Source organism: Agromyces allii, assembly GCF_009749385.1.
In the GTDB taxonomy this organism is placed as follows: domain Bacteria; phylum Actinomycetota; class Actinomycetes; order Actinomycetales; family Microbacteriaceae; genus Agromyces; species Agromyces allii.
This window is the reverse complement of the sequence record NZ_WBIN01000002.1, coordinates 55,649-67,781: the sequence shown is the minus strand read 5'-3', so window position 1 is coordinate 67,781 and position 12,133 is coordinate 55,649. Positions and strand designations below refer to the sequence as shown.

The 12,133-nt window shown below is 71.4% G+C and carries 10 protein-coding genes and 1 riboswitch; all 10 genes read right to left on the bottom strand.

Annotated elements, in window-relative coordinates:
- Positions 1 to 73: 73 nt before the first annotated feature.
- The 10 genes from GQR16_RS19855 to GQR16_RS02775 all read right to left on the bottom strand — a co-directional run bounded on the left by GQR16_RS19855 (position 74) and on the right by GQR16_RS02775 (position 12,127).
- Positions 74 to 721, bottom strand: coding sequence for an ECF transporter S component (locus tag GQR16_RS19855; protein WP_157413667.1), 648 nt, complete (start codon positions 719 to 721; stop codon positions 74 to 76).
- 39 nt (positions 722 to 760) lie between these two features.
- A riboswitch (TPP riboswitch) is annotated at positions 761 to 861 on the bottom strand.
- A gap of 105 nt (positions 862 to 966) precedes the next feature.
- A complete protein-coding gene (locus GQR16_RS02815; RefSeq protein ID WP_157413666.1) occupies positions 967 to 1,311 on the bottom strand; it encodes a hypothetical protein in 345 nt (114 codons plus the stop codon).
- Between the two features lie 29 nt (positions 1,312 to 1,340).
- A complete protein-coding gene (locus tag GQR16_RS02810) occupies positions 1,341 to 2,696 on the bottom strand; it encodes a DNA polymerase IV (RefSeq protein ID WP_157413665.1) in 1,356 nt (451 codons plus the stop codon).
- Between the two features lie 57 nt (positions 2,697 to 2,753).
- Positions 2,754 to 3,350 carry a hypothetical protein gene (locus tag GQR16_RS02805; protein WP_157413664.1) on the bottom strand — a complete coding sequence of 199 codons (597 nt, stop codon included), beginning with the start codon at positions 3,348 to 3,350 and terminating at the stop codon, positions 2,754 to 2,756.
- Positions 3,351 to 3,618: 268 nt separating this feature from the next.
- Positions 3,619 to 5,136: an Asp-tRNA(Asn)/Glu-tRNA(Gln) amidotransferase subunit GatB gene (gatB, locus tag GQR16_RS02800; RefSeq protein WP_157413663.1), complete on the bottom strand. Its 1,518-nt coding sequence runs from the start codon at positions 5,134 to 5,136 to the stop codon at positions 3,619 to 3,621.
- Positions 5,136 to 6,668, bottom strand: a complete 1,533-nt coding sequence (gene gatA, locus GQR16_RS02795) for an Asp-tRNA(Asn)/Glu-tRNA(Gln) amidotransferase subunit GatA (RefSeq protein ID WP_157413662.1) — start codon at positions 6,666 to 6,668, stop codon at positions 5,136 to 5,138. The genes gatB and gatA overlap by 1 nt, the downstream gene beginning before the upstream one ends.
- Positions 6,665 to 6,967 (bottom strand): Asp-tRNA(Asn)/Glu-tRNA(Gln) amidotransferase subunit GatC, encoded by a 303-nt coding sequence (gene gatC, locus GQR16_RS02790; RefSeq protein ID WP_067875645.1) that lies wholly within the window; start codon positions 6,965 to 6,967, stop codon positions 6,665 to 6,667. Before gatC ends, gatA begins: the two co-directional genes overlap by 4 nt.
- Before the next feature lie 68 nt (positions 6,968 to 7,035).
- Entirely contained in the window at positions 7,036 to 8,853 is a 1,818-nt protein-coding gene (locus GQR16_RS02785) for an alkaline phosphatase family protein (protein ID WP_157413661.1), read from the bottom strand.
- Between the two features lie 64 nt (positions 8,854 to 8,917).
- Positions 8,918 to 11,269, bottom strand: coding sequence for an NAD-dependent DNA ligase LigA (gene ligA / locus GQR16_RS02780; protein ID WP_157413660.1), 2,352 nt, complete (start codon positions 11,267 to 11,269; stop codon positions 8,918 to 8,920).
- A gap of 99 nt (positions 11,270 to 11,368) precedes the next feature.
- On the bottom strand, positions 11,369 to 12,127 hold the full coding sequence (locus tag GQR16_RS02775; protein WP_157413659.1) for an aminoglycoside 3'-phosphotransferase: 759 nt from the start codon (positions 12,125 to 12,127) through the stop codon (positions 11,369 to 11,371).
- Positions 12,128 to 12,133: the final 6 nt, after the last annotated feature.

The following is a 12,133-nucleotide window of genomic DNA, read 5'->3' as shown; positions in this document are numbered from 1 at the left end:
CCGCCGTGACGCCACCCCCATCCGCGTGCGCGAACCGACACGGCGGGCGCGGACGCTTCGCCGCGCACGGACACTAGACCGTCCGCAGCTCGCGCCCGGCGGCGAACCGGTCGAGGGCGCCCGCACGTGCGAGACCGCGGACCGCGAGCCACGCCAGGCCGCCGGCGATGAGCGCACCGCCGATGACCGCCGAGACCGTGTAGACCGTTGCGAACAACGGCGCGGCACCCGCGTACCAGAGCACGAGGTCGTTGATCGCCATCGCGAGGCCTGCGCCGGCGCCGGCGAGCAGCGCCACGGGGAACCGCCAGTTGCGGTAGAGGAAGATCGCGAAGACCAGCTCGGCGCCGAGGCCCTGGACCAGTCCCGCCTCGATGGTGAGCAGGCCGCCCCACTGGCTGCCGATGAGCGCCGAGACCACCGCGGCGACGAGCTCGGTATAGAGCGCGGCGCCCGGCTTGCGGATCACGAGCCCGCCGAGCACGCCTGCGATGACCCACACCGCGGCCGGCGCGGCCTGAAGGCCGGGCAGGAGCGCCTCGATCGGGGCCGAGATCGGGCCCCAGACGACGCCCCAGGCCCAGAAGACGACGCCTACGGCGACGCCGATGACGCTCGCCACGACGATGTCGACGACCCGCCAGCGCAGACGCGGCGAGGTCGTGACGAAGGTTCCGGATGCCGCGGCGACCGCGGCGGAATCGGTGGAGGTGTTGTGCACTGGCGTGCCCTTTCATTGGAAGGAAAGCGGCACGGGATTGTTGAGATGTGGATGCCTCCCTGCGCTGGCATGATCCAGATCAGGTTCGACGGTCGAAGGTTGAGAACCTTCCTCTCAGCCCGGCTCACCGGACTCCCGTGTTCGTGCACCAGCGTACACGCACGGGCCGTCGGCGTTCACGCTCGACGGACACCGCCGTCGTCGACGACGAGCGCTCAGCCTTCTCGGGTCGGAGGCGAAGCCGTTCAGCGCTTGAGCGCGCGGATCACCGACTTGAGCGCGTGGCCGACGACGAACACGAACGGCGTCGCGACCAGCACCAGTCCGATGAGGTTCGCCTCGAACTTCACCCGCCCGCCGTCGCCGACGTAGGCGCCGAGGGGCACGGACAGACCGCCCCCGCCGCCGCCGCTCCCGCTGCCCGTGAAGTTCGACGTGGCATCGCCCGTGCCGTTGCCCCCGCCGAACGCGTAGTAGCCGAGCGCCACGGGCACCACCTCGACGCCTTCGATCTCGATCTTCTCGCCGTATGCGGTCTTCACCCCGACGCCTGCGACGCGATCAGCCAGGTCCAGTACGAGTTCAGCCATGCGGCAACGCTACCCGTGCCGCGCCGCGGCTACCAGCCCCATCCGGCCGCCGTCGGGTCGAACGGCTCGTCGCCGTCGCCGCCCCGGCGACCGGGGTTCGGCTGCGCAGCGCCCTCGGATGCCCCCCTCGCCGCGGCGGACGCGGCCCGTGCGTCGCGTCGTTGCTGCCGATCGCGCTCGCGTTGCACGAGTGACGCCGGACGCAGCGCTCCCCGGCCGAACTTCGCAGAGACCTGGTCGATCGTGCGCTCGGCGTCGCGCCACTCTTCGTCGGGATCCCAGAGCATGGCACCCGATCCGGACTCGCGGAGGTTCTCGGCGCGCACGCCGATGAGCCGCACGCGCTGGCCGTCGCCGATCAGCCCGACGAGCGCCTCGGATGCCTCGTCGTAGACGCGGCGCGCGACATCCGTCGGCTCGCCCAGAGTGCGCGAGCGCGTGAGCGTGCGGAAGTCGCCGTAGCGGAGCTTCAGCGAGACCGTGCGCGCGACGAGCCCGGCCTTGCGCAGGCGCACGGCGACGTTGCCCGACAACTGCAGCAGCTCGCGCCGGATCTCGACGGGATCGACCAGGTCGTGGCCGAACGTCTGCTCGTGCCCGATGCTCTTCTCGACGCGGGTCGTGTGCACGGCGCGGGGGTCTTCACCGCGCGCGAGGTGCGTGAGCCTGGCCGCGAGTGCTGGACCGACCGCCCGCTCGAGCACGTCGGGCGGCATCGCCGCGACCTCGCCGACCGTGCGGAGACCGAGCCGCAGCAGCGACTCCTCGGTCACACGGCCGACGCCCCACAGTGCCGACACGGGCAGCGGATGCAGGAACTCCACCGTCTCGTGCGCGGGTACGACCAGCATGCCGTCGGGCTTGGCACGGCTCGACGCCACCTTCGCCACGTACTTCGTGGCGGCGACCCCGACGGAGCACGTCAGCCCGGTCTCGGCCTGGACGCGTTCGCGGATGGTCCACGCGATCTCGGCGGGCGTGCCGTGGAGTCGGCGCGCGCCCGAGACGTCGAGGAACGCCTCGTCGATCGACAGCGGCTCGACGAGCGGCGTGATCTCGCCGAAGATCTGCATGACGCGCTTGGAGTACGTCGAGTACGACGGGTAGTCGCCCTGCAGCACGATCGCGTTCGGGCACCGCTGCAGGGCGACCGACATGGGCATGGCCGAGTTCACGCCGTAGCGGCGGGCCTCGTAGCTTGCCGCGGCGACGACGCCTCGACCGGCGGTGCCGCCGACGAGCACGGGCTTGCCACGCAGCTCGGGCCGCGAGAGCAGCTCGACCGAGACGAAGAACGCATCCATGTCGACGTGGAGGATCGGGGTCGCCGAATCATCGACGGGCCCCGTGGTGACCTGCCTCGACGAGCCGTCCTGCTTGCTCACGTTGCGACCATACCCGCAGCCACCGTCATGCGGCCGACGGGAGGTTCGGGACCGCGCTCAGAAGCCGAAGTCCCCGCCGAAATCGCCGCCTCCGAGATCGCCGCCGAAGCCGCCGTCGGCAGATGCGTCGGCGCCGCCGTCTGCCGAACCGGCACCGCCTTCGCCCGCGACGTCGCCGCCGAAGTCTGGCCCGGGCAGGAACGCCTGCGCGATCATCGAGCCGACCACCACGCCGGCCACGGTGCCGAGCATCGAGCTGCCGACCATCGAGCCGAACGAGGGCCCGCCGTAGGCCAGGCGGCCGTTCGCGGCATCCGTCGCCTGGAACGTGCGCTCCATCGTGCCGGGCGCGCGCAGCTCGGCGCGCGTCGCGGCCCGCGCGAGCGCCGACGGCTCATCGGAGAGGACCCGCTCGCCCGGGGGCGCCTGCTCGGCCAGCGCGCGGTAGACCTGCGCGCGCTGCTCGGGCGTGAGCTTCGCGAACGCCTCGGCGTGCACCGCCTCGATCGACTCGGGCGGTGCGGTGCGGAGGAGGTATCGGTAGCGCTCGACGGCGCGCTCGTCTTCGGACTGGGGCCGGGCCCGCGGAATCGGCCGCGGGGGCTGCGAGGTGCGGTCGTCGGGTGCGCCGAACAGTCGATCGAAGAATCCCATGTGTGCCCGCCAATCGTTCAGGGGACGACCAGCCTAGGGTTCGCAGCCTCGAACGCGCTGGGAGTGCGCGCGATGCTCCACCGTCGGCGGGAATGACGACAGAGCGACGAGCAGCGACGAGCCACGGATGCCGCGGCGAGCGGCGGATACCGCAGCGAGCGGCGGATGCCGCGGCGAGCGGCGGATGCCGCGGCGAGCCGCCTCGACGACGACGGGCGGTGCCCGACCGGAGTCGAGGCACCGCCCGCACGTTCGAGCGGCGGCGAGCCTACTGCGCGGTCGCCCGCTCGAGCACGAGCTCGCGCACGCGCGCGGCGTCGGCCTTGCCCTGCATGGCCTTCATGACGGCGCCGATGACCGCGCCGGCGGCCTGGACCTTGCCGTCGCGGATCTTCTCGAGCACATCGGGCTGCGAGGCCAGCGCCTGGTCGATCGCGGCGATGAGCGCGCTGTCGTCGGAGACGACGGCGAGGCCGCGGGCGTCGACGATCTGCTGCGGCGAGCCCTCGCCGGCGATGACGCCCTCGAGCACCTGGCGGGCCAGGCGATCGGTGAGCGTGCCGGCTTCGACGAGACCAGCGAGCTCGGCGACGTGCGCGGGCGAGGCGAGCGAGGCGGCATCGACGTTCTGCGCGTTCGCGATGCGGGCGAGCTCACCCGTCCACCACTTGCGCGCGGCCGCGGGCGTGGCACCCGCGGCGACCGTCTCGGTGACCTCGACGAGCAGGTTGCTGTTCACGACGCCCTGGAAGTCGATGTCGGTGAAGCCCCACTCGGCCTTCAACCGGCGACGTCGGGCCGCCGGCGGCTCGGGCAGCTCGGCCCGGAGCTGCTCGATGAGCTCAGGCGAGGGCACCACGGGCAGCAGGTCGGGCTCGGGGAAGTACCGGTAGTCGTCGGCGTCGGACTTGGGACGGCCCGCGCTCGTGGTGCCGGTGTCCTCGTGCCAGTGACGCGTCTCCTGCGTGATCGAGCCGCCGTCGGCGAGGATGGCAGCCTGGCGCTGGATCTCGTAGCGCACCGCGCGCTCGATCGAGCGGAACGAGTTCACGTTCTTCGTCTCGGTGCGCGTGCCGAGCTTCTCCGCACCGCGAGGGCGCAGGGAGACGTTCGCGTCGCAGCGCAGGTTGCCGCGCTCCATGCGAGCCTCGGAGATGCCGAGCGAGAGCGCGATGTCGCGGATGATCGACACGTACGCGCTCGCGAGCGCGGGGGCGTCGGCCTCGGCACCGAAGATCGGGCGCGTGACGATCTCGACGAGCGGCACGCCGGCGCGGTTGTAGTCGACGAGGGAGTACTCGGCGCCCTGGATGCGCCCCGTGGCACCGCCGATGTGCGTCAGCTTGCCCGCGTCTTCTTCCATGTGGGCACGCTCGATCGGCACCTGGAAGATACGGCCGTTCTCGAGCTCGACCTCGACCTCGCCGTCGAACGCGATCGGCTCGTCGTACTGCGAGATCTGGTAGTTCTTCGCGAGGTCGGGGTAGAAGTAGTTCTTGCGGGCGAACCGGCTCGACTCGGCGATCGAGCAGCCGAGCGCGAGGCCCAGCGAGATCGACGAGCGGATGGCCTGCTCGTTCACGACCGGCAGCGACCCGGGCAGGCCGAGGCACACGGGCGTGATGAGGGTGTTCGGTGCTGCGTCGTGGAATGCCGAGTTCGCCGGGTTCGGCGCCGACGAGAACATCTTGGTCGTCGTGTTCAGCTCGACGTGGACCTCGAGACCGATGACCGGTTCGAAGAGCTCCAGCGCCTTGTCGAAGTCCATGAGTGCTGCGCGGGCCATCAGAGCGCACCTTCCTCGGCCGCAGCCATCTCGTGCGAAGACAGATCGGGTGCGCGGCTCAGCAGCGGCGCCCCCCACTCGGCCTCGAGCAGGCGCTCGAGCGCACCGCCGACGTTGTAGAGGCGCGCGTCCTGGCGCGCCGGGGCGAGGAACTGGATGCCGACCGGCAGGCCGTCTTCGGGCGCGAGGCCGGCGGGCAGCGAGATGCCGGGAACGCCCGCGAGGTTCGCGGGAATCGTCGCGACATCGTTGAGGTACATCGACAGCGGGTCGTCGAGCTTCTCGCCGAGCTTGAACGCGGTCGTCGGCGCGGTCGGCGTGGCGAGCACGTCGACCTTCGCGAAGGCGGCGTCGAAGTCGCGCTGCACGAGCGTGCGCACCTTCTGGGCGCTGCCGTAGTAGGCGTCGTAGTAGCCGGCCGACAGCGCGTAGGTGCCGAGGATGATGCGGCGCTTGACCTCGGGCCCGAAGCCCGCCTCGCGCGTGGCCGCCATGACCTGCTCGACCGTGCCGCCGCCCTCGGGCGTGACCCGGAGGCCGAAGCGCACCGAGTCGAACTTCGCCAAGTTCGAGGAGGCCTCGGCCGGAAGGATCAGGTAGTAGGCGGCGATGGCGTACTCGAAGCTCGGGGCGTCGATCTCGACGATCTCGGCGCCGTTGCGCTCGAGGAGCGCGAGCGCCTCGTGGAAGCGCGAACGCACGCCCGCCTGCACGCCGTCGGAGTCGAGCTGCTTCACGACGCCGATGCGCACGCCCGCGACATCCGCCCGCCGGACCGCGTCGGCCATGGACGGCCAGGGCTCGGCGATCGAGGTGGAGTCGTGCGGGTCGTGGCCCGCGATGACGTCTTGCAGCAGGGCCGCGTCGAGCACGGTGCGCGTGACCGGGCCGATCTGGTCGAGGCTCGAGGCGAGCGCGATCGAGCCGTAGCGGCTCACCGCACCGTACGTGGGCTTGACGCCGACGGTGCCCGTCACGTGCGCGGGCTGGCGGATCGAGCCACCCGTGTCGCTGCCGAGCGCGAGTGGCGCCTCGAAGGCCGCGACGGATGCCGCCGAGCCACCGCCCGAACCGCCGGGGATGCGATCGAGGTCCCACGGGTTGTGGGTCGGGCCGTAGGCCGAGTGCTCGGTGGAGGAGCCCATGGCGAACTCGTCCATGTTGGTCTTGCCGAGCGGGATCATGCCCGCCTCCCGCACGAGGCGCACGGGGGTCGCGTCGTAGGGCGGGATCCAGCCCTCGAGGATGCGCGAGCCGGCGGTCGAGGGCATGCCCTCGGTCACGAGCACGTCCTTCACGGCGATGGGAACGCCGGCCAGCGGGCCGAACGCCTCACCTGCGGCGCGGCGACGGTCGACGTCGGCGGCGGCGGCGAGCGCACCCTCGGCGTCGACGTGGAGGAACGCGTGCACCGCGCCGTCGACGGCGGCGATGCGATCGAGGTGGGCGCGCGTGGCCTCGACGGAGGAGACGTCGCCCGCGGCGATCTTCGCGCCGAGCTCGGCGGCGGTCAGGCGGATGATCTCGCTCACTGCTCCTCCCCCAGGATCGCCGAGACGACGAAGCGCGAGCCGTCGGCCTCGGGCGCTCCGGCGACGGCCTGCTCTGCGGTCAGCACGTCGGCGCCGACGACGTCGGCGCGGAACACGTTCTGCAGCGGGATCGGGTGGCTGGTCGGCGGCACGTCGGGCGTGGCGACCTCGCTGACCTTCTCGACGGCCTGCATGATCTGGCCGAGCTCCGTCGTGAGGTGCGCGATCTCTTCTTCGGTGAGCGCGATGCGGGCGAGGTTCGCGAGATGCGCGACCTGCTCCGCAGTGATTTCGGACATGCTGCTCCGTCGTCTCGTGGTGGGGATGCTTCGATTCTATCGGCGGCGGGGCGCTGGGCGCGTCGGGCCTAGCCCTGCACGCCGAAGAGCCCGTCGCCGTACTTGTGGAGCAGCCGGTAGGCGTCGGCGTACGTCTCGGGCTCGGGCTCGTCGGCCTGCCCGAACCGGGCCAGCAGCATGCCGAGCAGTCCGCGCGCCGGCGGGCTCAACGGCTTGTCCTTGTGCACGTGCGCCGGATGCGGCGGCGTGGCCTGCGGGTTCGGCGGCAGGTACTGCGGCGTGGTCGAGGGCCAGGATCCCGGATGCCGCGGCGCATCGAGGTTGACCGCGTTGAAGAGGTTGTTCGCCCCGGCGTCTCGCCTCGTGAGCGGCTTCAGTCCATGCAGCCTGGACAGCGTCGCGATGACGGCGGCGTGGTGCATCTCGTCGTGGACGACGGTTCCCGCCCGGGTGTAGGCGGAGACGGCGATGGCCGGCACGCGGCATCCGAGTCGGTCGAAGGTGAAGCCCATCTCGCCGGGGTCGGCGTCTTCGTGGGGCGGCGTGCCCGCAGGCGGCGGAACGTGGTCGTAGGTGCCGCCGTGCTCGTCGAACGTGATGAGCAGCAGTGTGTTGAGCGCGTTCGAACCGCCTTCGGTCGCGCTCGCCTTCACCGCCTCGTAGATGCGGTGCACGAGCAGCTCGCCCGCCCGCACGTCGGAGACGGCGCTGTCGACGATCTCGGTGCCGTCGAAGTCGGACTCGCGGAGCTTGCCGAACGGCGGGTGGAAGTCGTTGTGGTTGTAGACCATGCGCGGCTCGACGAACGCGTAGGCGGGCAGCTTGCCCGTGCTCACGTCGGTGTAGAACTGCTCCATGGTCGCGAACCGCTCGGTGCGCCAGTACTGCTCGAGCACGGGTGCGTGCAGCACGCCCGTGAACGACACGAGCTGCAACTCGTCGAAGTAGATGCGCCAGCTGATGCCGGCCTCTTCGAGCCGGTTGAAGATCGTGGGCGTCGCATCGGCGTCGAGCCACTTGCGGTATCCGCCGCCGTGCTTGTTCGTCACGAACCCGTGCGACGTGGACGCGTGGAAGAACGAGCGGTTGCAGAAGGTCTGCGACGGCACCCCGCAGTGCCATGCGTCGTACACGGCGAAGTTCTTCGCGAGCGTCGAGAGCACCGGCAGCATCTCGGGCGAGAACGATCCCATGATCTGGTTCGCCTCGTCGGCCGTCGGTTCCTTTCCCTTCTTCAGCCGCTCGTAGTTGATGACGTAGTCGTCGAGGAAGCCCTTCATGGTCGGCTTCTGGCCGGGCTTCGGCGCGTTGTACGGCGCGTCCATGTCGCCGACCTCGACGTCGGAGTTCGACGACGGGTCGACGATGCCGAAGAGCTGGGTGTTGACGTGCGGAAACTCTTCGCCCGGGTCGGGGTTGGGCTTGCCCATGATCTCGTCGGTGGTGCCCTCGTACACGTGCACGGCCACCTCGGCGCCGTCGAGCCCCGTGTTCGAGTAGTCGCCGAAGGCGAGTCCGTCGAAGCTCTGCCCCACCGGAAGGTCGTCGGGTGAGTAGAGCCAGCCCAGCAGGTTGTCGAACGAGCGGTTCTCGCCCATGAAGACCACGAGGTGGTCGAAGCCGGCCTTCTCGCGCGGCGTGAGGGTCGCGAACTCGTCGGAGCCCTCGGCGAAGCCGCGGGCGTGACCGACGGCGAGACCGGCGGCGGCACCCGCCCCGCCCCCGACGACCGCACCGGCGGCCGCCGCTCCGCCGAGCTTCAGGAAGTCACGGCGCGAAGCCCCGGCAGCGGCCGAGGTGCCGTCGACGGATGGAGCGCCGACGACGGGCGAGGCGCCCTCGGCGCGGTCGGGCGTGGACTCCCCCGATCGTGCGTCGTCTGCCATGCGCTCCCCCATCTGCCGTTCGGTGTCGATCGGGGGCCCTCCCGCCCGATCGTCGACCCGCCCATCACTCGTCGAGTGCGGCGGGCCCCTGAGTCACGAGTATGGCGAACTGCGCGGCGTCGAGCACGCGGATGCCGAGTTCTTCGGCCTTCGCGAGCTTCGAGCCGGCGCCCGGACCGGCTGCGACGAAGTCGGTCTTCTTCGAGACGCTCGATGCGGCCTTGCCGCCGGCGTCGATGATCGCCTCTTGGGCGCCGTCGCGCGTGAATCCCTCGAGCGAGCCGGTCGCGACCACCGTGAGTCCTGCGAGCACCCCGCCGGCCGCGGCCGCAGCGCCGGGACCCGGATGCCCCGGCGTCGTCCACTGCACGCCCGCGGCCGTCCACCGGTCGATGATCTCGACGTGCCAGTCGACGGCGAACCAGTCGATGAGCGAGTCGGCGATGATGCCGCCGACGCCGTCGACCTCGGCCAGTTCGTCGCGCGTGGCCGCGCGGATGGCCTCGAGCGAGCCGAACCAGTCGGCGAGCGCCCGTGCGGCGACCGGGCCGACGTGGCGGATGTTGAGCGAGACGAGCAGGCGCGACAACGGCTTGGTCTTGGCCTTCTCGAGCTCGGCGAGCAGCTTGGTCGCCGCCTCGGACGGGCCGACCTCGCGGAAGTCCTTCCTGATGCCGGCGGCGCGCCGTTCGGCGGCCGTCAGCTGCTCGGCCCCCGGCGGGTAGGTGATGCGCGACTTCTGGAAGGGCGCCCGCTTGACCGGCTCTCCGGTCGCCTCGTCGAGCTTCGGTTCACCGGTCTCGGCGTCGCGCACGACGACCTCGATGGGCACGAGCTCGTCGATCGTGAGCTCGAACAGGCGGGCTTCGGTCGCGAGCGGCGGCTCAGCAGGGAACGAGGGCTGCGTGAGTGCCGCGGCAGTGACCTCGCCGAGGGCCTCGATGTCGAGGCCGCCGCGCGAGCCGATGTGCTCGACCCGACCGCGCACCTGCGCCGGACAGGACTTCGCGTTCGGGCAGCGAAGGTCGATATCGCCCTCTTTCATGGCCCGGAGCGGAGTGCCGCATTCGGGGCAGAGTTCGGGCATGTGCCACTCGACCTCGGTGCCGTCGCGCAGCTGTTCGACCGCGCCGAGGATCTCGGGGATCACGTCGCCAGCCTTGCGCAGCACGACCGTGTCGCCGATGAGCACGCCCTTCGCGCGGACGACCTGCTGGTTGTGCAGGGTCGCCTGGCGCACGGTGGACCCCGCGACCTTGACGGGCTCCATGACGGCGTACGGCGTGGCCCGACCGGTGCGGCCGACGCCGACGACGATGTCGAGGAGCTTCGTGTGCACTTCTTCGGGCGGGTACTTGTAGGCGATCGCCCACCTCGGGGCCCGACTCGTCGCGCCGAGCTCGTCGTGCAGCGCGAGCTCGTCGATCTTCACGACGATGCCGTCGATCTCGTGCTCGACGTCGTGCCGGTGCTCACCGCGCTCGGCGATGTAGCCCGCGACCTCGTCGACCGAGGCGAACACGCGGGAGTGCGGAGAGACGGGCAGCCCCCATGAGGCGAGCACCTCGTAGATGCCCGACTGGGTCGTCAGCTCGGGGTGGGCCCACGCCCCGATGCCGTGCAGGTAGAGCGAGAGCCGCCCGAGGCGCTCGCGCATGAGCACGAGCTCGGCCTCGGACTTGTTGTCGCGCCGCTGCCGCAGGCTGCCCGCTGCGGTGTTCCGGGCGTTGGCGAACTCGGCGTACCTCGTGGGGATCGCGTCGGCATCGCGACCACGGGCCACCCACTCGGTCTCGAACGCGGCCTGCAGTTCGTGCTGGCGCTCGTTCAGCGCCTCGAAGTCGGTCGTTCGCAGGAACACCTCGCCGCGCACCTCGAAGAAGTCGGGGTATCCGGTGCCTTCGAGCCGCCGCGGGATGACCGGGATCAGGTCGACGTTCTCGGTGATGTCCTCACCGACCCGGCCGTCGCCTCGGGTCGTCGCGGTCTCGAGCACGCCGTCGCGATAGGCGAGGCTGATCGCGAGCCCGTCGATCTTGAGCTCGGAGAGCCAGTGCACCGGGCGCCCGGCGGCGGCCTGCGCCTTCGCCGCCCACTCGCGGAACTCGTCGATCGAGAAGACGTTGTCGAGGCTCAGCATGCGCTCGGCGTGCTCGTGCTCGGGGAAACCGGCCGACACGATCGCGGCGCCGACCTGCTGGGTCGGACTGTCTTGACCGGCGAGTTCGGGGAATGCGCGTTCGAGCGCCTCGAGGCGGTGGAAGTCGGTGTCGTACTCGGCGTCGGACAACGGCGACTCGCCGTCGCCGTAATAGGCGAGTCGCGCACCCTCGATGCGCGCGGTGAGGGCGTCGGCCTCGGCGCGCGCCGCATCGAAATCGGTCGGAAGGTCGGTCTCAGCCGGGGTCTCGCTCACATCGCAATCCTACGAGCGCCCACCGACGAGGGCGCGGCTCCCGGCACGCGTCGTCGAGCGGATGCCGCGGCGAGACCATGAAGCCCATGGCGGCCTCGTTCAGGTCGCGTCCCACAGCGCCCGGTAGTAGGCGATGCGCCGCGCGTCGGGCACGACCCCGTAGGCCTCGAAGAACGCGGGCTCGTGCCCGTCGCCGAAGTTCCACTCGAGGCTCCAGCTGCCGACGGCGAGATCGGCCCAGCGGTCGGCGATCCCGAGCCTCGCCACGTCGACGATGCCCGCGAAGGCTCCGTGCACATCGATGAGCGTGTTCGGCGCGCACGGGTCTCCATGGCAGACGACGAGCCGGTCGACGGGCGGCGGCACGCGCAGGCCGTCGGGCACGACGGTGCCGGATGCCTCGGCGACCGCGATGCGCTCGGCGACCGACCAGTCGAACGGGCAGTCGGCGGGGTCGAGGGCGTCATGCAGGCGACGCAGGCCGATGCCCATGGCGCGTGCCGCGGCATCCGCACGGCTCGTCCAGGCCGGCGCCACGGCGGATTCGGCGTCGATCGCCGACGTGGCGAACCATTCGCCGAGCCCGTCACGGCCGGACGCCACGACCCTGGGCACCGCGAAGCGGCCGCGCAGCCACTCGAGGCGTCGTTCCTCGTCGGCGAGCGACTCCCCCGAGCCGCTCGGGTTCCACTTCACGAAGCAGCCGCCGCCGGCGGCCACGGGGAGGTCGACGCGGAAGGTCAGCCCGCCGACGCCGTTGCGCCAGACCGGCGTGATCGGCGCACCGGCCGCGAAGGCGGCGACCGCGTGCGGCACCGGAGTCGGCACGACTGGAACGCCGGCGAGCTCGCGCGTCATGCGAGC

What these genes read in the sequence shown, in the direction of transcription:
- GQR16_RS02815 (WP_157413666.1), bottom strand. Translation starts at nt 1,311, where the DNA reads ATGGCTGAACTCGTACTGGACCTGGCTGATCGCGTCGCAGGCGTCGGG.
- GQR16_RS02805 (WP_157413664.1), bottom strand. Translation starts at nt 3,350, where the DNA reads ATGGGATTCTTCGATCGACTGTTCGGCGCACCCGACGACCGCACCTCG.
- gatB (WP_157413663.1), bottom strand. Translation starts at nt 5,136, where the DNA reads ATGGCCCGCGCAGCACTCATGGACTTCGACAAGGCGCTGGAGCTCTTC.
- gatC (WP_067875645.1), bottom strand. Translation starts at nt 6,967, where the DNA reads ATGTCCGAAATCACTGCGGAGCAGGTCGCGCATCTCGCGAACCTCGCC.
- GQR16_RS02785 (WP_157413661.1), bottom strand. Translation starts at nt 8,853, where the DNA reads ATGGCAGACGACGCACGATCGGGGGAGTCCACGCCCGACCGCGCCGAG.
- GQR16_RS02775 (WP_157413659.1), bottom strand. Translation starts at nt 12,127, where the DNA reads ATGACGCGCGAGCTCGCCGGCGTTCCAGTCGTGCCGACTCCGGTGCCG.